This is a genomic window from Methylobacterium sp. E-016, from assembly GCF_022829745.1.
In the GTDB taxonomy this organism is placed as follows: Bacteria; Pseudomonadota; Alphaproteobacteria; order Rhizobiales; family Beijerinckiaceae; genus Methylobacterium.
In genome coordinates this window covers 18,005-38,558 of the sequence record NZ_JAKSYF010000145.1, presented here as the reverse complement: position 1 = coordinate 38,558, position 20,554 = coordinate 18,005, and the positions used below count along the sequence as shown (strand labels likewise).

Below are 20,554 nucleotides of genomic sequence, written 5' to 3'. Positions count from 1 at the left end.
TCGCGGGCGCCCGCCCCCGGGAAATCCACAGCTTTCCGCGGCGCTCGCCGGGCCGATTCAGGGATCGGGCATCGCCGGGTGCGATGGCTGTCGGCGAGGAGCCGGCCGGTGGGGCCGGCCGCGTGAGGCGTCGTTCATGCCCGGCCAGCCCAGCCTCGTCGCCCGCCTGTTCTGGATCGCGGTGGTCGGCGGCGGCCTGTCGCTCCGGTACGGGCGCGGCGGCCTCCTGCTCTCGGGCGCGGCGCTCGGCCTCGTCCTGCTGCGCCATCTCGGGCGGCCCCGGCGCTTCCGCGCCCGGGTGCGCAAGCTCGCCCGCCGCCACGCCCGGACGCTCGCCCTGCGCCGCCGGCAGGAAAGCTTCGTCGACGCCTACGGCAACCGCATCGTCGACGGCTGGCTGCGCGAGCGCGACTACTTCGTCGCGCGCACCGTGGTGCCGGACCTGACCGCGCGCGGCTTCGCGGACCTGTGCGCGGCGCGGGCGGACACGATCCTGTCCATCGTCGAGGCGGTGGCCGAGGCGGTGGACCTGCCCGAGGACGACGCGGCGCCCGAGGAGGGCGTGCCCTACGAGCGGTTCTGCGCCGCGCGGCTCGAGCGCGCCGGCTGGCGCACGCACCCGACCCCGGCGAGCGGCGACCAGGGCGCCGACATCGTCGCCGAGCAGGGCCGCACCCGCCTCGTCGTGCAGTGCAAGCGCTACGGCCGCCCGGTCGGCAACGCCGCGGTGCAGGAGGCGGCCGCCGCCGCCCGCTACTGGTCCGGCGACATGGCCGCCGTGGTCACGAATGCCGGCTTCACCCCCGCCGCCCGCAAGCTCGCCGCCGCCACCGACGTGCTGCTGCTGCACCACGACGATCTCGACGACCTGCGCCCGATGCGGACCGTCCTGGCCGCGCGGGGCTGACGGCTCTTCTCCTCTTCCCTCCCCCGACGGATCTCGGGCTTGCCCGAGGTCCGCACCCCGTGTGCCCAAGTCGGGCAGGCCCGACTTGGGTGCGGGGGAGGGAAAGACGCGTCGCGTGCGCCCCTAGAACAGCCCGTCGATCTGGCCGTTCGCGTCGAGGCGGATCGTGTCGGCGGCCGGCACCCGCGGCAGGCCCGGCATGGTCATGATCTCTCCGCAGATCACCACGACGAAGCCGGCCCCGGCCGAGAGGCGCACGTCGCGCACCGCGACCACGTGGCCCTCGGGGGCGCCGATCAGGGTCGGGTCGGTCGAGAACGAGTATTGGGTCTTGGCCATACAGACCGGCAGGTGGCCGTAGCCGTCCTTCTCGAAGGTGGCGAGCTTGCCCGCCGCCTTGGACTCGATCTGGATGTCGGCGGCGCCGTAGAGCTTGGTCGCGATCGCCTTGACCTTGTCCGACAGCTTGGCCTCGGCCTCGTAGGTGTAGGCGATCGGCTTCGGCGCGCCCTGGGAGAGCGCCACCACCGCATGGGCCAGGGCCTCGGCGCCGGCGCCGCCCTCCGCCCAGTGCTTGCAGGTGATCGCCTCGACGTCGAGGCGTTCGCGACAGAGGTCGCGCAGCTTGGCGTGCTCGGCATCGGTGTCGGCGTGGAAGTGGTTGACCGCCACCACCACCGGCAGGCCGAAGCCGCGCACGTTGGCGACATGGCGCGCCAGGTTGGCGAACCCCTTCTCGAGGGCGTCGACGTTCTCGGCCCCGAGGTCCTTCTTGTTGACCCCGCCGTGCATCTTCAGCGCCCGCACCGTGGCGACGATGACCACCGCGGACGGCGACAGGCCGGCCTGCCGGCACTTGATGTCCAGGAACTTCTCCGCGCCGAGGTCGGCGCCGAAGCCGGCTTCCGTCACGGTGTAGTCGGCGAGCCTGAGGCCGGCGCGGGTGGCGATCACCGAGTTGCAGCCGTGGGCGATGTTGGCGAAGGGGCCGCCGTGGATCAGCGCCGGGTTGCCCTCCAGCGTCTGCACCAGGTTCGGCTGCAGCGCGTCCTTCAGCAGCACCGTCATCGCGCCGGTGGCTTTGACGTCCTTCAGGGTCACGAGCTTGCGGTCGCGGGTCTCGGCGACGACGATGCGGCCGAGGCGCTCCTCGAGGTCGGCGAGGTCCTTGGCGAGGCAGAACACCGCCATGACCTCGGAGGCCACGGTGATGTCGAAGCCGTCTTCCCGCGGAAACCCGTTGGCGACGCCGCCGAGCGACTGGGTGATCGCGCGCAGCGCCCGGTCGTTCATGTCGACGACCCGGCGCCAGTGGATGCGGCGCACGTCGATGTTGAGCTCGTTGGCCCAGTAGACGTGGTTGTCGATCAGCGCCGCGGCGAGCGCGTGCGCCGAGGTGATGGCGTGGAAGTCGCCGGTGAAGTGCAGGTTGATCTGCTCCATCGGCACGACCTGGGCCTTGCCGCCGCCGGCCGCGCCGCCCTTCATGCCGAAGCAGGGCCCGAGCGAGGGCTCGCGCAGGCAGATCATGGTCTTCCGGCCGATGCGGTTCAGCGCGTCGCCGAGGCCGACCGTCGTCGTGGTCTTGCCCTCGCCCGCCGGGGTCGGCGAGATCGCGGTGACGAGGATCAGCTTGCCCTCGGGCTTGCCCTCGAGCCCGCCGATGAAGCCGTGATCGAGCTTGGCGATGTGCTTGCCGTAATTGTGCAGGGCGTCGTCGGGGATGCCGAGCTTCTCGGCGACCTGCGCGATCGGCTGCAACGTCGCCGCGCGGGCGATCTCGATGTCGGAGGGCATGGTTTCCTCAACCTTTGGCACGAGGGCGTCGTGTGGCGTCCGGTTTTGTCCGCGACGTCCGTTCAAGCCGGCGTTGTGCCGTGCGACGGGCGCAAGACCAAGCGCAACGCCCGGCCGATTCCGACATTTTGCGTCAGCTCCGGTCGAAAAGCGCGTCGAAATTATTCGCTGCGCCGACAAATTCGATTTGGCGCGCCTTCAGCCGGTCATCGCGGTGGCGGTGTAGCCGGCCTTGGTCAGCGCCTCGGCCAGCACGAGGCTCTGGGCCGACGTCCGGATCGCGACGCGCTCATGCGCCCGGTCGACCGCGACCTCCGCCGCCGGATCGATCCGCTGGACGATGCGGCGCACCGACGCCTCGCACCCGCCGCAGGTCATGCCCTCGACCCGCATCAGAAGTTCGCCCTGCGCGTCCATGCCGTCGCTCCGTCGATCGATCGCCTGCCACCGATCTCGGGCGCCGGGCCGGGCGCGGCAAGGGCGGAGCAGGGCGAGGATTGGGCGCGCGAGGCCGCAAGCGGGCGAAGAAACTTCCGGATGTCACACTCGCGGAAAACCGCCGCGCCGGCTCACCTGCGCGCTTGCGGCCCCGCGGGCCCTCGGCGACAAAAGGGCTCCGCGGCCCCGATCAGGCAGGCCCGGGCTCCCCCCGAATCCAGGCAAGAAGGCACCCGTGGCGAACCGACCCACAGCCCGGAGGATCGGCCGGCATGCGGGCCTGTGGTCGATGGGTCTGCTCGGCCTCGTTGCGCTCGCGCCGCTCGCCGCCCTGATGCCCACGGTCGGCGCGCTCGCGCTCGGGGGGCTCGCCGCGTTCGGCGCGCTCGCGGCCCATGCCCGTGCGAGCGGGCTGAAGGCACGCTGCGACAAGCTCTCGGCCGAGCTCGACACCCTGTCGAAGCGCCTGCTCAAGGCCGAGGCGGCCGGCCGGGCCGATCCGGCGCAGGCCGGGCTGCCCCGCGACGTCGAGGAGCTGACCGTCGAGATCGGCCTGCTCAGCGGCATCGTGCGCGACCTCGCGGCCGTGGTCGGCACGCAGGACGGCGAGGTCGCGCGGCTGAAGCAGCAGGCCGCCGACCTGGCCGCCTCGAAGCCGGCGCCCGCCCCGGAACCGCCGCCGGCCCAAGTCTTCGCATCGGCCCCCGCCTACGCGCCGGCCCCCGCCTACGCGCCGCCGCCCGCCTCGATTCAGCCGCCGGCCTACGTGCCGCCCGCGGCGCCGGAGCCCGAGCCGGCGCCGATGCCGGTGCCGCGCCTCTTCCCGCCGCGCGCCCTGCCCCGGGCGGACGCGGCCGCCCGGGGCTCGACCGAGGACGAGGCGGTGATCGCGGCCTTCGACGGCGACGGCCTCGAGGTCCACCTCCAGCCGCTGGTGACGCTGCCGCAGCGCAAGGTCGCGTCCTACGAGGCCCTGGCCCGCCTGAGGCTCGCCGGCGCGGTGCTGACGCCGGAGGCGTTCCTGCCGGTGCTGGAGCGGCACGGCCGCTCGACCGAGCTCGACCGGCGCATGCTGCAGCGGGTCGCCACCATCGCCCGCCACCTCGTCGGCCGCGGCAGCGAGGCGGCGGTGGCCTACGGCCTGTCGCCGCTCTCGCTCTACGAGCCCGGGTTCCTGCGCGGGATCGCGCGGCTGGTCGCGGCCGAGCCGGCCCTGGCCGGCCGCCTCGTCGTCGCCCTGCCGCAGGCGAGCTGGCGCAACCTCGACGCCGAGCAGGCCGGCGCCGTCGCCGCGCTCAAGGGCCGGGTCGGCTTCACCCTCGACCGGCCGGCGGACCTGCGCTTCGACGCCGCGGCGCTGGCGGGCTACGGCGTCGGCCAGGTCAAGGTCCCCGCCGGCCTGCTGCTGCGCCCCGGCCCGGCCCGGCGCAGCCTGTCGGACATCGCGATCGAGGACCTCGTCACCGCGCTCGCGCGGGCTGGCATCCGCCTGGTCGCGACCGACGTCGCGGCCGAATCCGACGTGCCCGATCTGATCGACCTCGACGTGCCGTTCGCGCAAGGGGCGGTCTTCGCCCCGCCGCGCCCGGTGCGGGCCGACGTGCTCGCCGCGCAGGCCCCGCCGGTCCCCTCCGCCCCCCCGACCCCGGACGACCCGCCCGAGCCGACGCCGGAGCGCCGCCCGTTCCGGGCCTTCCTGCGCCGGGCGAGCTAGAGGGGTCGTACCCGATCCTGAGGGTCCCTTCGGGATGGCAGATCGGGGAGAAGCCGTGCCAGGGGCGAGGATGCCGGGCGAGCAGGGCCTCGAACAGCGCCGGGCGGCAGCGGAAATTGGTCGCCCGGAGCCGTGAGACGGCGTCGTGCACATCGAGGAGGCCGCGCCGCACGGCGAGGTCGACGATGCCGAGCGTGCCCGTGACGGCGCCCCCCCTGGCCCGGGCGGCGGCGACGCCGGCACGGCCATCCATGAGGATCAGGTCAGCCCCGAGCGCCGTCGCCAACCGGATGGCTTCCCGTTCCCCGGCATCCAGTGGCCCGAGCGACGGGTCCGACCCGACCGGATCGGGCTCGACCGCGAGCCAGGCCGGCGGCGCCGACATCCAGCGTCGCACGGCCGCGGGAGCTTCGGGATGGCGCAACTCCCGGCATACCGTATCGGGGATCGCGACCCCGGCCAGCAGCGTCGGCAGCACCGCGATCCGGTCGATCAGCACGAGATGATGGATCGGCCCGGCATCGGCGACGGCACGCAACGGATCACAGGCCGAGGCGGTCGAGATCGCGGCGGTCGTCGTCCAGGTCGGTGAGGTCGTAGTCGACGAAGACGTTGCGGGCCTTGAGGAAGGCGTCGAGCGCCGCACGGGTGCCGAACCCGAGCAGCGTGCGCAACTCGGGGGGCGTCAGCCGCCCGGCGCGAAACTCCTCGACCGCGAAGGCCTCCAGCGCGCGGCGCGCGAGGTCGCCGCCATCCGCGGTGAGGCGGCGGGCGAGGTCGTCGGGAATCGGGACCGTCACGTTCCCGCCGCGAGGCTACGCCGGGTCGCCCGATCCCGCAAAGCCCCGCGCGATTGCCAACCCCGGCCGGCGCGCCTAACCCGGCCGGCGCCTTCCCCGACAGATCCGCCCGAGACCGCCGATGCCCGATCCGATCCCGACGCTGCCCGGCCTGTCCGGCATCGCGGATGCCTACGACCTGATCCTGTGCGACGTCTGGGGCGTGCTGCACGACGGCACCCGCGCCCACACCGCCGCCGGCGCGGCGCTGATCGCCTTCCGCGAGCGGCCCGGCCCGCGCCCGCGCCGGGTGGTGCTGGTCTCGAACGCGCCCCGCCCCTGGGCCGGCGTGCAGCGCATCCTCGACGGCTACGGCGTGCCGCGCGCCGCCTACGACGCGATCCTGACCTCGGGCGACCTCACCCGCGAGCTGATCGCCCGGCGGCCGGGCGCGCGGATCCACCATCTCGGCCCGGAGCGCGACGGCCCGATCTTCGAGGGGCTCGACCTCACGCTGGTGCCGGCCGACGCCTGCGATCTCGTGGTCAACACCGGCCTGTTCGACGACGCCACCGAGACGGCCGAGGATTACCGGGCGACGCTGGCCGCGCTGAGGGCCCGCGACGTGCCGATGATCTGCGCCAACCCCGACCTCGTGGTCGAGCGCGACGGCCTGCTCATCCCCTGCGCCGGCCTGCTGGCCGAGGCCTATACCGCGATCGGCGGCGCGGTGACCTATGCCGGCAAGCCGCACCGGCCGGTCTACGAGGCCGCGCTCGCGCTCGCCGCCGGCCTCGACGCGGGCGCCGCGCCCGATCCCGCCCGCGTCCTGGCGGTGGGCGACGCGATCCGCACCGACATCGCCGGCGCGCGCGGGTTCGGCATCGCCAGCCTGCTCGTCGCCCGCGGCATCCACGCCGAGGAGCTCGGCGTCTCGGCCGCCCACCACACCCTCGGCGACGTCGCCGCCTGGCTCGCGCGCCAGCCGGTGCAGCCCGACGCGGTGATCGAGCGGCTCGTCTGGTAGCCCGCCGGCCGCGGCACGGCCCGCGCACGGCGGTGCGCGGTTTCGGGGCGGTCGATCGCCCCGGCGGCACAGCCGATCCCCACTTCGAGTTGCCCGACGATGCGCCGCCCCGCTTCCACGCCGCCCCGATCGGTCAGGCCCCTCGGATGAGCGGTCTCGCCCAGCGCGATCCGGCGGCCTGGCGCTCCCAGGACCGCATCGTCGCGCGCATCGGCTCGCTGCGGCAGCTCCAGCTGTTCAACGATCGCGGTGGCATCGCCGTCAACTTCGACATCCTGCGCTCGGCGGCGCCCGACATCCGCATCGCCGGCAGCCAGAGCGAGACCTTCAGCCTGTGGGAGACCGCCTCGGCGAGCGGATTCGTCACCAAGCCGAAATTCGACGCCGACCTCGTCACCATCCGCTTCGTCACGAGCGGCAGCATCGCCTACCGCTACCGGGCCGGCGAGGCCATCGGCCTGCCCTCCCACGCCACGCTGGTCGGCTTCGAGGACCTGCGCGAGGTCCAGGCCTCGAGCGGGTTCGGCGCCATCGGCGGGACGATCCCGGTCGCGGCCCTGACGGCCGCCAACGCGGCGCTGACGGGCGGCGGCGACCGCGGCTTCGCGCCGCTCGCGCCGATCGCCGCGATGACGACCCCCGGCATGCAGATGCTGTTCTGCACCCTGAGGCAGATCCATGCGCACAGCCACGGACCGAGCCGGCGCGGGAACCTGATCGTCCCGTTGATCCAGGAGATCCTGAGCTACCAGCTGCTCTCGGTCTGGCCGAAGCGGGACATGCCGGCGCCGCAGGAGAGCCAGGACGTGCCGCTCCGGCGCATCCGCGCCGCCCTCGACTACATCGAGGCGCACCTGTCCGACCCGCTGACGCTGGCCGACATCGCGGCCGCGGCCGGGATCAGCGTCCGCTCGCTGCAGGACAGGTTCCGGCAGGCGATCGGGCAGACGCCGGTGCAGTTCATCATCGATCGCCGCCTGCGGAAGGTCCACCACGACCTGACCGCGCGCGGCGGCGCGACGCTCTCGATCGCCGAGGTCGCGGCGCGGTGGGGGTTCGTCCACATGAGCGATTTCGGGCAGCGCTACCGGCGGCTGTACGGCTGCGCGCCGTCCGAGACGCGGCGCGACGCCGGCCGGCCGCGCTGAATGCGCCCCGGGCGGTGAGGGGCCCGCGGCGCTTCGGCCGCGGGCCCGGATGCGGAGGCCTGCCGGCCGAGCGCCGGGGCCCTATCGGGGCTGGCTATCAATATAGCGCAAGACAGTATAAATATCGCGCGAATTTGACACTTATAGTTTAAAATCGGATACCAACGTATGTGAGTGCAACTTCGATCCCATTTTGGATTCGATATCCGGTCTCTCATCGATCGGCGGTCTCGAGGGCAGGTCCAAATCCTGCATCGTCGCCGGATCGGAGCTGCCGAATATATAGCGAACGGTCTTTGTAAGGTATTTATTCAAAATAGACTGTAACTCATAGATCGATTATCCTACGCCCCTCGAGCGCGTCGCACGGGAACCCGCATGCTGGATCTTGCGAACAACGATGCCTGCACCCGCAAGACGATCCCGGCTCGTCCGCCGGCGGATCGCGATGCGGCCGTGACGACGCCCGGTTCGACCGCAGGCGCCGCCATGGCCCCCCGCGGCCGGCGCACGATGCAACCCGCGCACCGGCCGGGTCGCCCGGGCGCGGGCCGGCGCCCGACCCGGCCTGCCGCATGCCGGCCTTCCGCGCCGTCCCGCGCACGCCGGGCCGCGTGATGCCGATGCCCCATCGAGATCGACGCATGACAGAACTCCTGCCGTCGGAGCGCACCGCTCAGACGCTGAAGCGCATCGCCACGGCCCTGGGCTGCACCGTCGAGGAGCTGGTGAGCACCCGGGAGGGCGGCTGCCCGGCCCAGGAAACCCGGGAGCTGCTGACGCTGTGGGACGCGATCCGCAGCGACGCGGACCGCCGGATCGTGCTCGACACCGCCCGCGAGGTCGTGCGGGCGCAGGAGGCCTCCGCCGCGCCCTGAGGCCGGCGGCGGCTCCCGTGGCCAAGCCGCCACCTTATGATCGAGCGGCCGACTCGGGGCCAAGCGGCCAGGTTACGGCCAAGCTGCCATCTTGCGGCCCAGCCCGCCCCGGATGCTGTCGCCGACGGTCGCCGTCCGGACGAGGGCGGGACCACGAGGGGGCATCCCGATGACCGAATCCGTGCCGGCCCGCGCCGTGAAGGCCCACGACGAGCAGCGCCTGGAGCGCTCCGTCGCCGCGACGCTGCGGGTGATCGCCGCCGCCCATGCCGAGCGCGAGGCGCCTCCCGTCCACGCCGCCCGCCGGCGCCTCGGCGAGGTCTACGGCGCGACCCGCCTCGCCCGCCGGCTGGAGCGGGCGCAGCGCGCCTGACGGGAGGTTGCCGGGTCGGCGCCGCGGCGCTAACCCGATCCGCGATGCGGTATTATCTCGGCCTCGCCACCACCTTCCACGACCCGGCGCTCGCGCTGATCGGGCCCGACGGCACGGTCCTGTTCGCCGAGGGCGCCGAGCGCTTCCTGCAATACAAGCGCGCCCCGAACTGCGAGCCGGACCCGGCCACCCGCATGGTCGGGCTGCTCGCCGAGCTCGTGCCGGAAGGCTCCGAGCTCGTCGTCGCCTCGACCTGGGGCCAGCAATTCACCGAGTTCCTCGAGGGGCAGGGGCGCACCGGCGCCTTCACCCTCGAGGCCCTGGGCCGGCACGCGCCGGTGCTCAACCGCTCGTTCGTGCCCGAGCGCGCCGAGCGCATCTTCGTGGCCGAGATGGCGATCGCCCAGGCGCGCGCCGGCTACGGCACGCTGCTGGCCCTCGACCAGGAGACGCGGGGCCGCGGCGGCGCGGCGCGCGCGCGGATCGTGCGGCAGGACCGCTTCCCCCACCACCTCACCCACGCCGCCTACGCCCTGTGGGGCAGCCCGTTCTCGGACGCGACCGCGGTGATCGTCGACGGCATGGGCGAGACCGGCGCGGTCGCGCTCTACCGGATGGAGGCGGGCCGCATCGCCGAGGTGCGGCGCCACCGCGGCCGCGGCTCGGTCGGCTTCCTCTACGGGCTCGTCACGGACCTCGCCGGCTTCGACCAGCTCAAGGGCGAGGAATGGAAGATCATGGGGCTCGCGCCCTACGGCCGCTCCGATCCCGCGCTCGTCGCGCAGCTGCGCCGCCTGTACACGGCGGAGGGCGGCCGCCTGAAGTTCACCGACGACGCCACCGTGCGCGACGTGGTCGCGACGATCCTGAGCCGCCGCCCGGCCGATCTCGGCGAGGCCGGCTGGGCCGATCTCGCCAGGAGCGGCCAGGAGGTGTTTTCGGAGTTGATGGACATCCTCGTCGCCGAGGCCTGGGCGCTCAGCCCGCACGAGAACCTGGTGATCGCCGGCGGCTGCGGCCTCAACTCCTCCTACAACGGGCGGGTGCTCGAGCGCTCGAGCTTTTCCCGCCTGCACGTGCCGTCCGCGCCGGGCGACGACGGCAACGCCGTCGGCGCGGCCTGGCTCGCCTACGCCGCCGACAACCCGGGCTGGACCGGGCCGGCGCCGGAGGCGCGCCCGCTCACCCCCTATCTCGGCTCGCGCGTCTCGACCGCGCCGATGGAGCGGCTGGCCGAGTGGGAGCCGCGCGCGCGCAAGGTCGGCCATGCGGCGGCGACCCGGGAGGCGGCGCGGATCCTCGCGGCCGGCGGCCTCGTCGGCTGGGTCCAGGGCCGGGCCGAGTTCGGCCCGCGCTCGCTCGGCAACCGCTCGATCCTCGCCGACCCGCGGCCGGCGGGCGCGAAGGACGCGCTCAACGCCAAGGTGAAGTACCGCGAGGCCTTCCGGCCCTTCGCCCCCTCGATCCTGGCCGAGGCCGGCCCCGACTGGTTCGAGGCCTACGCCGACAGCCCGTACATGGAGCGCACCCTGGTCTGGCGCGAATCTAAGCGCGACCAGGTCCCGGCGGTGGTGCACGCCGACGGCACCGGCCGGCTCCAGAGCGTGACGCCGGCGCGCAACCCGGCCTACGCCGCGCTGATCGCCGCCTTCGCCGAGATCACCGGCGTGCCGATCCTGCTCAACACCAGCTTCAACGTGATGGGCAAGCCGATCCTCCACACGGCGGAGGACGCGATCCTGATGTTCACCACCACCGGCCTCGACGCCCTGGTGGTGGAGGACTGGATCGTGGTGAAGTGAGGGGTCGGGAGGCGCGCGGGAGCCTTACAGGACCATGGCGGTGCGCCCCGCGCGCATCCCCTCGCCCCGCACGCGGGGAGAGGGCCGCGACGACCCTGTCGTCGGCGCGGCGAGGCGGCAGCCGACGGTGAGGGGGCTTCGACGGCGGAGCCTCGTCCGGTGCCTTCCCCTCACCGCCGCTTCGGCTTCGCCTACGCTTCCCGGCTGCACGACGAGGTGCGGCCGGGCCTCTCCCCGCGTGCGGGGAGAGGGGAACCCGCACCCCATGCGATCCAGGTGAGATGGGGGAGCCGACGCCCCGCCTCAGAACAAGCCCGCGAGATCCGACAGCACCGCCACCGGCGCGAGGTCGGCGTACTCGTCCGGCTTCCCCGTGCGGTTGATCCAGGCGCAGGCGAAGCCGAAGGCGGTGGCGCCGGCGATGTCCCAGCGGTTCGAGGAGCAGAACAGCACCGCCTCGGCGGGCACGCCGAGGGCGTCGAGCGCCACGGCGTAGGCGCGCGGATGGGTCTTGAAGACGCCGGCCGCGTCGGCCGAGAGCACCGCGTCGAGGCGGGACGCGAGGCCGGCCGAGGCGACCGAGCGGCCGAGCATGGCGTCGTCGCCGTTGGAGAGGATGGCGGTGGACAGGCCGCGCGCGCGCAGGCGCTCCAGCACGCCCGGCACCTCCCCGTAGGCGTCGAGGTCGCGATAGGCGTCGAGCAGCCGGTCGCGCAGGCCCGCGTCGACGTCCGGGTGGCTCGCCAGGGCGAAGTCCAGGGCCCGCTCGGTGAGCTGCCAGAACGGGGCGGTGCGGCCGATCAGCGACAGGGTCCAGCTGTATTCGAGCTGCTTCACCCGCCACAGCTCCGACAGCCGCGCCGCCGCCGGCCCGACGGCGTCGGCATGGCGCTGCACCGCCGAATGCACGTCGAACAGGGTGCCGTAGGCGTCGAACACCACGGCGCGGCGGCCGGCGAGAAGCGGTCTTTCCGACATCGCGGGCGCTACTTCTTCTCGAGCACCTCGATCGGGTTGGTGCGCTGGCTCGCGGCCGGCTCGCGCGTGAGGTTCTGGCTTCCCGCTTCCTGCGGGGCCGCCTTGCCGCCCGGCGCGCCGGGACCGCCGGTGGCGGTGCCGCCGGAATTCGGCTGGGTCGGCACCGTGCCGCTGGCGAGCTCGAGGCAGGTCACCATCTCGACGTAGGACGGGTAGCCGCCGGCCTTGTACTGGTCCTCGCACTGGCGCTTGGCCGAGGGCGTGTAGTCGCCCCAGCGGCGCTCGGCCTCCTTCTTCGCGTCCCGCTCGGAGCGCAGGCAGCCCTCGATGTTGGCGTTGTCGCTGACGCTGACGTTGGCCCGGCTCGCCGACTGGCAGGTCTTCTTGATGTCGAGGTTCGGGACCGTGTCGGCCCGCGCGGCGGTGGAGGCCGCCGGTGCGGCGAGGAGGGCGAGCGCCAGGGCCCCGGTGAGCGCGGCGCCGGCAAGGATGCGTGTCGTCATGGTCCGCTCGTCGTCTCTCGGCGTGGGATGCTCGGAAGCTGTGAGGCACAACGCGCGGCACGCCGGAGGGTCCCGCCCGCGGGACAGGAATCCGAGCCCGCCGCGCTCAGGGGCCCGCGTGGGCGGCCCGGAGCGCCGCGTCGAGGTCGGCGAACAGGTCGTCGGGGTCCTCGAGCCCGGTCGAGAGGCGCAGCAGGTCGGGCGGGCACGGCGTGCCCGGTCCCTCGACCGAGGCGCGGTGCTCGATCAGGCTCTCGACGCCGCCGAGCGAGGTCGCGCGCTTCCACAGGCGCACGCACGCGGCGGTGGCGATCGCCGCGGCCTCGCCCCCGGCCACCCGGATCGACAGCATCGCCCCGAACCCCTGGTCCATCTGCCGCGCGGCGACCGCGTGGCCCGGATCCTCGGGGAGCCCCGGATAGAGCACCCGGGCGACGTGGGCGTGCCGGGCGAGGCGGCCCGCGAGGTCGAGGGCGCCGGCCGATTGCGCGGCGGCGCGCAGGGGGAAGGTGCGCAGGCTCCGCATCAAGAGGTAGGCCTCGAACGGCCCGAGGATCGCGCCGCCGCTCGCGCGGATCGCGCCGATCCGGGTCCAGGCGGCGTCGCGGGCGGCGGTGGCGAGCACGCCGGCGATCACGTCGGAATGGCCGTTCAGGATCTTGGTGCCGGAATGCATGACGAGGTCGGCGCCGAGCCGCAGCGGCCGGGTGTGGAACGGCGAGGCGACGGTGGAGTCGACCGCCAGCCGCGCCCCGGCCGCATGGGCGATCTCGGCCGCGGCGGCGATGTCGGTGACCGTCCAGAGCGGGTTGCCGGGCGTCTCGATCCAGACGAGCTTGGTCCGGCCCGGCCGCATCGCGGCGCGCAGGGCGTCGAGGTCGTCCATCGCCACGAAATCGAGGTCGAGCCGGCGCCGCGGCGCCTCCTCGCGCAGCCAGCGCTTGAGGGCCCAGTACATCACCGCCGGCGCGACCACGTGGTCGCCGGGCTCCAGCGCGCCGAACACCGCCGTCGCCGCCGCCATGCCGGAGCCGAACAGCATCGCGGCCGGCGCCTCCTCCAGCATCGCCAGCACGGCTTCCGCCTCCCGCACCGTCGCGTTGTCGGGCCGCGCGTAGGAGAAGCCGGAGGAATAGCCGTTGTCGGGGTCGCGGATGAAGGTGGTGGAGACGTGCAGCGGCGCCACCACCGCGCGGGTCACCGGCTCGACATGCCCCATCGCCTGGGCGGCGAGCGTCCGCTTCGACCATCCGGCGGCGCGAGGGTCGGCGTCGTCCGTCGGGTTGCGTGAGGTCATGGCCGCGTCCGATGTTGCGTGGCGGGAGATCGTTCGACGGTCCGGATGCGGCTCGCGCCGCGTCCCTTCCCTTCATCGTCCCTTCCCCGCACGAGGGGAGGAAGACGCGCGGGTTTCCTATAGCCTCCGAACGCCGCGGCTGCCACGATCCGGGCCGGGGCCGCCTCCGAGGTCCCCGTCGGGTTTCGTCCATGCAGACCGCCAGCCGCGCCGCGTCCACGCAAGCCTCGTCCACGCAAGCCTCGCCGACGCGGGTTCCGATCCGCCCGGCCCTTCCCTGGTGGCTGCGCCTGCCCGCCGCGATCCTGCCGGTGGGGGCGACCTCGCTCATCGGCGGGCTGTCGACGGCCCCCGAGATCGACGGGTGGTACGCCGGCCTCGCCAAGCCCGCCTTCAACCCGCCGAACGCGGCCTTCCCGATCGCCTGGACGATCCTCGACGTGCTGATGGTCGTCTCAGCTTGGCGCCTGCTCGGCGCCCGCCCGGCCACCGGCCCGTCGCGCCGGGGCTGGTGGCTGGCGATCGCCGCCTTCGGCGTGCAGCTCGCGCTCAACGCCGCCTGGACGCCGACGTTCTTCGCCCGCCACGCGCTGGGTGCCGGCCTGGTGGTGGTGGTGGCCCTCCTCGTGATGATCCTGTGGACGATCCGCCTGAGCTGGCGGATCGACCGGATCGCGGCGTGGCTTCTGGTGCCCTACGCCGCCTGGGTCGCCTTCGCGTCCCTGCTCAACGCGGCGATCTGGCGGCTGAACTGACGCGGCGCGCCGGCACCCCACGCCCCGGACCGTGGGGCCAAAAAATCCTCGCCGTCCGGCGTGGCGCCCCGGCCCGGCCCGATGCTGCCGTGCACCCATGCCCGCCGGTGACCGGCCCCGGTTCGTCGGCGTCGGCGCCTCCGGGGCCGAGGGCCTTCGCGACATCCGGGCGCTCCTCGTCGCCCTCCCGGCGCCGCTCCGGGCCGTCCTCCTCGTGCTGCTCCGCCCCTGGGACCGGCCGAGCCACCTCCGCGCGATCCTGGCGCAGGCCTGCCCGCACCCGGTCCTGCTTGCGGACGCGGGCGAACGCTTCGAGCCGGGCCGCATCGACATCGGCGAGCCGGCCCGGCACCCGATCCTGGCCGACCGCAGCTTCGGCGAGATCGTCGCCGACCCGATGCGGCTGCACGGCAACCGCACGGTCGACCTGCTCTTCCATTCCGTGGCCCGGCACGGCCGCGGGCGGATGATCGGCGTGGTGCTGTCCGGCTCCCTCGACGGCGGCGCCCGGGGCTCGCCGCGATCCATCGCACCGGCGGGCTCACCAGGGTGCTCACGCCCGAGCCGCCGCCCCGCCACGGCATGCCCGAGAGCGCGATCGCCCACGACGGCCCGATCGCCACGATCGGCAGCCCGAGGACGATCGCCGCGGCGATCGCGGCGGACGATCCTCCGGGGATCGCGGTGGAGGCGGCGCCGCAGGCGGAGCCGGCCCGCGCGCCGGCCGCGCCCGCTCTGGCCCCCCTCCCCCATCCGGGTTAGACACCGCGCCCCACGCCATCTGCAGGACGCGACCGGATGATCGGCATCACGCAGCGCATCGCCACCGAGCTCGGCGTCGCCGAGGCGCAGGTGAGGGCGGCGGTCGACCTCCTCGACGGCGGCGCGACGGTGCCGTTCGTCGCCCGCTACCGCAAGGAGGCGACCGGGGCGCTGGACGACGCGCAGCTGCGCACCCTGGAGGAGCGCCTCGGCTACCTGCGCGACCTCGAGGAGCGCCGCGCCGCCGTGCAGGATGCGATCCGGGCCCTCGGCAAGCTCGATGCGGACCTCGCCCGGAAGATCGCGGCGGCCGAGACCAAGGCACGGCTCGAGGACCTCTACGCGCCGTTCAAGGTCAAGCGCCGCACCAAGGCGCAGATCGCCCGCGAGGCCGGGCTCGGGCCGCTCGCCGAGGCGCTGCTGGCGCGGCCGGACCAGGCCCCCGAGCAGGCGGCGAAGAGCTTCTTGGGCAAGGACGGCTTCCCCGACGTCGAGGCGACCCTGGAGGGCGCCCGCGCGATCCTGATCGAGCGCTTCGGCGAGGATGCCGAGCTGGTCGGCGGCCTGCGCGAGGAGACCTGGCGGCGCGGGCGGATGCGCGCCTCGGTGCGCAAGGGCAAGGCCGAGGCCGGACAGAAGTTTGCCGACTACTTTTCGTTCGAGGAGCCGCTCGCCCGCCTGCCCTCCCACCGGATCCTGGCGCTGTTCCGCGGCGGGAAGGAGGAGGTGCTCGACCTCGACCTCACCGACGCCGAGACGCCGCCGCCCGGCCGGCCGGGCTGGCAGGAGGCGCGGATCGCCCAGACCTTCGGCATCGCCGAGGCCTTCGGGATCGCCGAGCGCGGACGGCCGGGCGACCGGTTCCTCGCCGAGACGGTGCGCAAGACCTGGCGGACCAAGCTGAAGCCGGCGATCGACACGGACCTGCGGGCCCGGCTCTGGGCGGTGGCGGAGGCCGGCGCGATCTCGGTCTTCGCCGGCAACCTGCGCGACCTGCTGCTGGCCGCGCCCGCCGGCGCGCGGCCGACGCTCGGGCTCGATCCGGGCTTCCGCAGCGGCGTGAAGGTCGCGGTGGTCGACGCCACCGGCAAGGTCGTGGCCACCGACGCGATCTTCCCGCACGAGCCGCGGCGCGACTGGAACGGCGCCCTGGCGACGCTGGCCAAGCTGTGCCGCGCGCATCGGGTCGAGCTGATCGCCATCGGCAACGGCACCGCCTCGCGCGAGACCGACAGGCTGGCCGCCGAGCTGCTGGGCAAGCACCCGGAGCTGACGCTGACCAAGGTGATGGTCTCGGAGGCCGGCGCCTCGGTCTACTCGGCCTCGGCCTACGCCTCGGCCGAGCTGCCGGGCCTCGACGTGACCCTGCGCGGCGCGGTCTCGATCGCGCGGCGGCTGCAGGACCCGCTGGCCGAGCTGGTGAAGATCGAGCCGCGGGCGATCGGCGTCGGGCAGTACCAGCACGACCTTGCCGAGGGGAAGCTGTCGCGCTCGCTCGACGCGGTGGTGGAGGATTGCGTCAACGGCGTCGGCGTCGACGTCAACGTGGCCTCCGCGCCGCTGCTCGCCCGCGTCTCGGGGCTGAGCGAGCGGGTGGCGGCCAACATCGTCGTGCACCGCGACGCCAACGGCCCGTTCCGCTCGCGCGCCGCGCTGAGGAAGGTCGCCGGCCTCGGGCCGAAGGCCTACGAGCTCGCCGCCGGCTTCCTGCGGATTCGCGGCGGCAGCGATCCGCTCGACGCCTCGGGCGTGCACCCGGAGGCCTATCCGGTGGTGAAGAAGATCCTGGCCGCCACCGGCCAGCCGATCGGCGCCCTGATCGGCAATGGGGGCGTGCTCAGGGCGCTGAACCCGCGGGCATTCGTCGACGCCACCTTCGGCCTGCCGACGATCGGCGACATCATCGCCGAGCTCGAGAAGCCCGGCCGCGACCCGCGCCCGGCCTTCCGCACCGCGACCTTCCAGGACGGCGTCGAGACGATCGCGGACCTGAAGCCCGGCATGCGGCTCGAGGGCGTCGTCACCAACGTGGCCGCGTTCGGCGCCTTCGTCGACGTCGGGGTGCATCAGGACGGGCTGGTGCACATCTCGGTGCTCGCCGACCGCTTCGTGAAGGACCCGCGCGAGGTGGTGAAGCCCGGCGACGTGGTGCAGGTCCGCGTCGTCGAGGTCGACCCGGCGCGCAAGCGCATCGCCCTGAGCATGCGCGCGGAGGACGGCGAGCGGCCGGCGCGCCGCGAGCAGGGGCGCCAAGACCAGGCACGCCAAGACCAGGCACGCCAGGAGCGCGCGGCGCCGACGCGCGGGCCCGCGCCGCGATCCGCCGCCGCGCCGGCGCCGGAATCGGGGGGTGCCCTCGCCGACGCGTTGCGCCGGGCGGCGACCGCGCAGGGACGCGGACGTTCCTGAGGCCCGCGGGACGCCGGCCCCGCGAAACCGTTGCCGCGGCAACAGAATTCTCGTAGAGCGGATCGGAGAACGGCCGAGCTTGGCCGGCGGTGCGATCGCGGCGGCATCCATGCAGGCGGATACCGCTGGAGAGCCAACGGGTTATGAGGGTGACAAGCCGTGCGCCGGCAGCTAAGCTTGCGCAGGGCGAGGGCGCGGATGGTCGACGATTCCGCGTCCTTGGGGGCGCGCACGCGAGACGAGTGATGGCAGGCCAGAAGACGGATCAACGGGACGTTTATGTCGGGCAACGCATCGCGGAACAACGGCGCAAGGCGTCGTTGACCCAGCGCCGCGTCGCCCAGAGCTTCGGCATGTCCGCGGCGCAGCTGCAGAAGTACGAGAAGGGCACCAACCGCATCAGCGCGATCCATCTCGACATCTTCTCGCGCATGACCGGCGTGCCGCTGGATCACTTCTTCAACGGGATGCCCCGGGACGAGGACCACGCCGTCGAGGGTTTCGGCGACACGCCGCAGCGCCCGCTCGACGCCGGCTGGCAGGGCGTGGCCGAGATGGTGGCCCGCCACGTCTCCGAGAACTGCTCGGCCGACACGCGGCGCGACCTCGCCGCCGCGGTCCAGGCCCTCGAGCGCAAGTTGAGCGGCTGAGGCCACCGCGTCCCTGTGGTAGCACCTTCGGACCGATCGGCCGTCCGCTTCGTACGCTATAACGGATCCGTTCGGCATTCCACCTTGACCCTGCCGGAAGCCGGTGCCAGAACTCCGGCCCTTACAACCGGGTCAAGCGCCGCGATCAGGAAGGCGCACCCGTCAACCGGGGTGCTCTTACGATGCCGCGTTCGGACTTCCTGTTCACGAGCGAATCCGTCTCCGAGGGCCACCCCGACAAGGTGAGCGACCGGATCTCCGACACCGTGGTCGATGCCTACATCGCCGCGATGCCGGAAGCCCGCCTCGGCGTCGAGACGCTGACCACGACCAACCGCGTCGTGATCGCCGGCGAGGTCCGCGGCCCCGATTCGGTGACCTTCAAGGATCTCGAGGCGCTGTCCCGCGAGGCGGTGAAGGACATCGGCTACGAGCAGTCCGGGTTCCACTGGAAGAACAACGACGTGCAGATCTACCTGCACGCTCAGTCGGCCGACATCGCCCAGGGCGTGGACGCGGCCGGCAACAAGGACGAGGGCGCGGGCGACCAGGGCATCATGTTCGGCTACGCCGCCGACGAGACCCCGGAGCTGATGCCGGCCCCGATCTTCTACGCCCACAAGATCCTCAAGGACCTCGCCGACGCCCGTAAGGCCAAGCAGGGCGACGCGGCCAAGCTCGGCCCCGACGCCAAGAGCCAGGTCACGGTGCGCTACGCCAACGGCCGCCCGGTCGAGGCGACGCAGATCGTGCTCTCGACCCAGCATCTGGACGAGTCGCTCGATTCGGCCGACGTGCGCGCCATCGTCGAGCCCTACATCCGCGCGGCCTTGCCCGAGGGCTGGATCAACGAGGGCACGGTCTGGCACGTGAACCCGACCGGCAAGTTCGTCATCGGCGGCCCCGACGGCGATGCCGGCCTCACCGGCCGCAAGATCATCGTCGACACCTACGGCGGCGCGGCGCCCCACGGCGGCGGCGCCTTCTCGGGCAAGGACCCGACCAAGGTCGACCGCTCGGCGGCCTATGCCGCGCGCTACCTCGCCAAGAACGTCGTCGCCGCCGGCCTCGCCTCGCGCGCCACGATCCAGCTCGCCTACGCCATCGGCGTGGCCAAGCCGCTGTCGATCTACGTCGACCTGCACGGCACCGGCAAGGTCGACGAGGCCAAGCTGGAGGGCGTGCTGATGGACGCCCTCGACCTCTCGCCCCGCGGCATCCGCCTGGCGCTCGGCCTCAACAAGCCGATCTACGCCCGCACCTCGGCCTACGGCCATTTCGGCCGCGCCCCGGACGCCGACGGCGGCTTCTCCTGGGAGCGCACCGACCTCGCCGACAAGCTGAGATCGGCCCTGGCGTAAGGGTTTCGACCCCGCGCCGGCGGCCCCCTCTCCCGAACGGGAGAGGGGGCCTGCGCCCGATCCGGTCGCCGATCGAGGCGTGAGCCTCCCAACGAGTTTCCCCGTGACCGACACCAGCCCCCCGGCCGACGCCTCCGAGCGGGCCTTCTTCGGCCGACGCAAGGGCAAGCGCCTGCGTGGGCTGCAGGAGCAGCGCCTGTCGGACTTGCTGCCGCGCCTGCGCGTCGCCCCGCCCGCCGACGGCCGCCCCCTCGACCCGGCGACGCTGTTTCCCGGCCTCGCGCGAGGCCCGTCGGAGGTCTGGCTCGAGATCGGCTTCGGCGGCGGCGAGCACCTGGCGGCGCAGGCGGCGGCCCATCCCGAGATCGGCATCATCGGCGCCGAGCCCTTCGTCAACGGCGTCGCCAAGCTGCTGCGCGCCGTCGACGAGCGGGCCTTGCGCAACGTCCGCATCCGCGACGAGGACGTGTCGCCGCTGCTCGCCGCCCTGCCGGATGCCAGCCTCGCGCGGGTCTACCTGCTCTACCCCGATCCCTGGCCGAAGCGGCGCCAGCGCAAGCGCCGCTTCGTCTCGGACGAGTCGCTCGCCGAGATCGCCCGGGTGCTGCGGCCCGGCGGCCTGTTCCGCTTCGCCAGCGACATCGACGACTACGTCGGCTGGACCCTGGTCCGCACCGCCCGCTGCCCGCACCTGCGCTGGACGGCGCGCACGGCCGCCGACTGGACGCAGCCCTATCCCGGCTGGCCCGGCACCCGCTACGAGGCGAAGGCGATCGCGGCCGGGCGCCGCCCGACCTACCTCGAGTTCGCGCGCGTCGCGCCGGGCTGAGGCCCCGTCCGCAGGCGACGATGCGTGAGGTCGCGGGGCCGGCCACCGGGTGCCGGAGGAAAGCGCCGGTGGCCCGGCGCAGGCGACCCGCACGATCCTCGCGGCGGCCTCGGGCGGCGTTCGGCGGCTTTCTTCGAGGATCGGCCG

The 20,554-nt window shown here is 73.7% G+C and carries 19 protein-coding genes and 2 pseudogenes; 14 read left to right on the top strand and 7 right to left on the bottom strand.

Annotated elements, in window-relative coordinates; genetic code table 11:
- The first annotated feature begins 136 nt into the window (after positions 1 to 136).
- Positions 137 to 907: a restriction endonuclease gene (locus MKK68_RS21485; protein ID WP_147860280.1), complete on the top strand. Its 771-nt coding sequence runs from the start codon at positions 137 to 139 to the stop codon at positions 905 to 907.
- A 123-nt stretch (positions 908 to 1,030) separates the two neighbouring features.
- Here the strand turns inward: MKK68_RS21485 and MKK68_RS21480 are convergent, their stop codons facing one another.
- Positions 1,031 to 2,704 carry a formate--tetrahydrofolate ligase gene (locus MKK68_RS21480; RefSeq protein ID WP_147729048.1) on the bottom strand — a complete coding sequence of 558 codons (1,674 nt, stop codon included), beginning with the start codon at positions 2,702 to 2,704 and terminating at the stop codon, positions 1,031 to 1,033.
- A gap of 198 nt (positions 2,705 to 2,902) precedes the next feature.
- Positions 2,903 to 3,121, bottom strand: a complete 219-nt coding sequence (locus tag MKK68_RS21475) for a heavy-metal-associated domain-containing protein (RefSeq protein WP_147729049.1) — start codon at positions 3,119 to 3,121, stop codon at positions 2,903 to 2,905.
- 310 nt (positions 3,122 to 3,431) lie between these two features.
- Between MKK68_RS21475 and MKK68_RS21470 the strand changes: the two genes are divergently transcribed.
- Positions 3,432 to 4,856: an EAL domain-containing protein gene (locus MKK68_RS21470; protein WP_244032914.1), complete on the top strand. Its 1,425-nt coding sequence runs from the start codon at positions 3,432 to 3,434 to the stop codon at positions 4,854 to 4,856.
- Between the two features lie 88 nt (positions 4,857 to 4,944).
- Here MKK68_RS21470 and MKK68_RS21465 read toward each other — a convergent pair.
- Both MKK68_RS21465 and MKK68_RS21460 read right to left on the bottom strand, forming a co-directional pair.
- Positions 4,945 to 5,109, bottom strand: a pseudogene (locus MKK68_RS21465) (DUF3368 domain-containing protein); the annotation flags it as partial.
- A 289-nt stretch (positions 5,110 to 5,398) separates the two neighbouring features.
- Positions 5,399 to 5,656, bottom strand: a complete 258-nt coding sequence (locus MKK68_RS21460) for a UPF0175 family protein (RefSeq protein ID WP_244032884.1) — start codon at positions 5,654 to 5,656, stop codon at positions 5,399 to 5,401.
- A 121-nt stretch (positions 5,657 to 5,777) separates the two neighbouring features.
- Between MKK68_RS21460 and MKK68_RS21455 the strand changes: the two genes are divergently transcribed.
- The 5 genes from MKK68_RS21455 (at position 5,778) to MKK68_RS21435 (ending at position 10,863) form a co-directional block, all read left to right on the top strand.
- The gene (locus MKK68_RS21455) at positions 5,778 to 6,662 is read left to right on the top strand and encodes a TIGR01459 family HAD-type hydrolase (RefSeq protein ID WP_147860264.1); all 885 of its coding nucleotides are present in this window, start codon (positions 5,778 to 5,780) and stop codon (positions 6,660 to 6,662) included.
- 146 nt (positions 6,663 to 6,808) lie between these two features.
- Entirely contained in the window at positions 6,809 to 7,810 is a 1,002-nt protein-coding gene (locus MKK68_RS21450) for a helix-turn-helix domain-containing protein (protein ID WP_147860265.1), read from the top strand.
- A gap of 644 nt (positions 7,811 to 8,454) precedes the next feature.
- Complete coding sequence (locus tag MKK68_RS21445; RefSeq protein WP_147730013.1) at positions 8,455 to 8,688, top strand: hypothetical protein; 234 nt, start codon at positions 8,455 to 8,457, stop codon at positions 8,686 to 8,688.
- Positions 8,689 to 8,857: 169 nt separating this feature from the next.
- The gene (locus tag MKK68_RS21440; protein ID WP_147844666.1) at positions 8,858 to 9,061 is read left to right on the top strand and encodes a hypothetical protein; all 204 of its coding nucleotides are present in this window, start codon (positions 8,858 to 8,860) and stop codon (positions 9,059 to 9,061) included.
- 44 nt (positions 9,062 to 9,105) lie between these two features.
- Positions 9,106 to 10,863 carry a carbamoyltransferase gene (locus tag MKK68_RS21435; protein WP_244032883.1) on the top strand — a complete coding sequence of 586 codons (1,758 nt, stop codon included), beginning with the start codon at positions 9,106 to 9,108 and terminating at the stop codon, positions 10,861 to 10,863.
- Positions 10,864 to 11,166: 303 nt separating this feature from the next.
- On the opposite strand, the gene MKK68_RS21430 is transcribed toward MKK68_RS21435, so the two are convergent.
- From MKK68_RS21430 to MKK68_RS21420, 3 genes are all read right to left on the bottom strand, one after another.
- Complete coding sequence (locus MKK68_RS21430; RefSeq protein ID WP_147860267.1) at positions 11,167 to 11,841, bottom strand: haloacid dehalogenase type II; 675 nt, start codon at positions 11,839 to 11,841, stop codon at positions 11,167 to 11,169.
- Between the two features lie 8 nt (positions 11,842 to 11,849).
- A complete protein-coding gene (locus tag MKK68_RS21425; RefSeq protein WP_147844330.1) occupies positions 11,850 to 12,344 on the bottom strand; it encodes a hypothetical protein in 495 nt (164 codons plus the stop codon).
- A 106-nt stretch (positions 12,345 to 12,450) separates the two neighbouring features.
- The gene (locus MKK68_RS21420; protein WP_244032882.1) at positions 12,451 to 13,641 is read right to left on the bottom strand and encodes a trans-sulfuration enzyme family protein; all 1,191 of its coding nucleotides are present in this window, start codon (positions 13,639 to 13,641) and stop codon (positions 12,451 to 12,453) included.
- Between the two features lie 191 nt (positions 13,642 to 13,832).
- On the opposite strand from MKK68_RS21420, the gene MKK68_RS21415 reads away from it, so the two are divergent.
- From MKK68_RS21415 to MKK68_RS21385, 7 genes and pseudogenes are all read left to right on the top strand, one after another.
- Complete coding sequence (locus MKK68_RS21415; protein ID WP_244032881.1) at positions 13,833 to 14,396, top strand: TspO/MBR family protein; 564 nt, start codon at positions 13,833 to 13,835, stop codon at positions 14,394 to 14,396.
- A gap of 97 nt (positions 14,397 to 14,493) precedes the next feature.
- Positions 14,494 to 14,853, top strand: a pseudogene (locus tag MKK68_RS29800) (chemotaxis protein CheB); the annotation flags it as partial.
- A gap of 92 nt (positions 14,854 to 14,945) precedes the next feature.
- Complete coding sequence (locus tag MKK68_RS29795; protein WP_244032917.1) at positions 14,946 to 15,158, top strand: hypothetical protein; 213 nt, start codon at positions 14,946 to 14,948, stop codon at positions 15,156 to 15,158.
- A 36-nt stretch (positions 15,159 to 15,194) separates the two neighbouring features.
- Positions 15,195 to 17,567: a Tex family protein gene (locus tag MKK68_RS21400; protein ID WP_244032880.1), complete on the top strand. Its 2,373-nt coding sequence runs from the start codon at positions 15,195 to 15,197 to the stop codon at positions 17,565 to 17,567.
- Between the two features lie 245 nt (positions 17,568 to 17,812).
- Positions 17,813 to 18,217 carry a helix-turn-helix domain-containing protein gene (locus MKK68_RS21395; RefSeq protein ID WP_147729573.1) on the top strand — a complete coding sequence of 135 codons (405 nt, stop codon included), beginning with the start codon at positions 17,813 to 17,815 and terminating at the stop codon, positions 18,215 to 18,217.
- A gap of 182 nt (positions 18,218 to 18,399) precedes the next feature.
- Positions 18,400 to 19,578, top strand: a complete 1,179-nt coding sequence (gene metK / locus MKK68_RS21390; protein ID WP_147844288.1) for a methionine adenosyltransferase — start codon at positions 18,400 to 18,402, stop codon at positions 19,576 to 19,578.
- Positions 19,579 to 19,681: 103 nt separating this feature from the next.
- Positions 19,682 to 20,407: a tRNA (guanine(46)-N(7))-methyltransferase TrmB gene (locus MKK68_RS21385; protein ID WP_243938424.1), complete on the top strand. Its 726-nt coding sequence runs from the start codon at positions 19,682 to 19,684 to the stop codon at positions 20,405 to 20,407.
- Positions 20,408 to 20,554 lie beyond the last annotated feature (147 nt).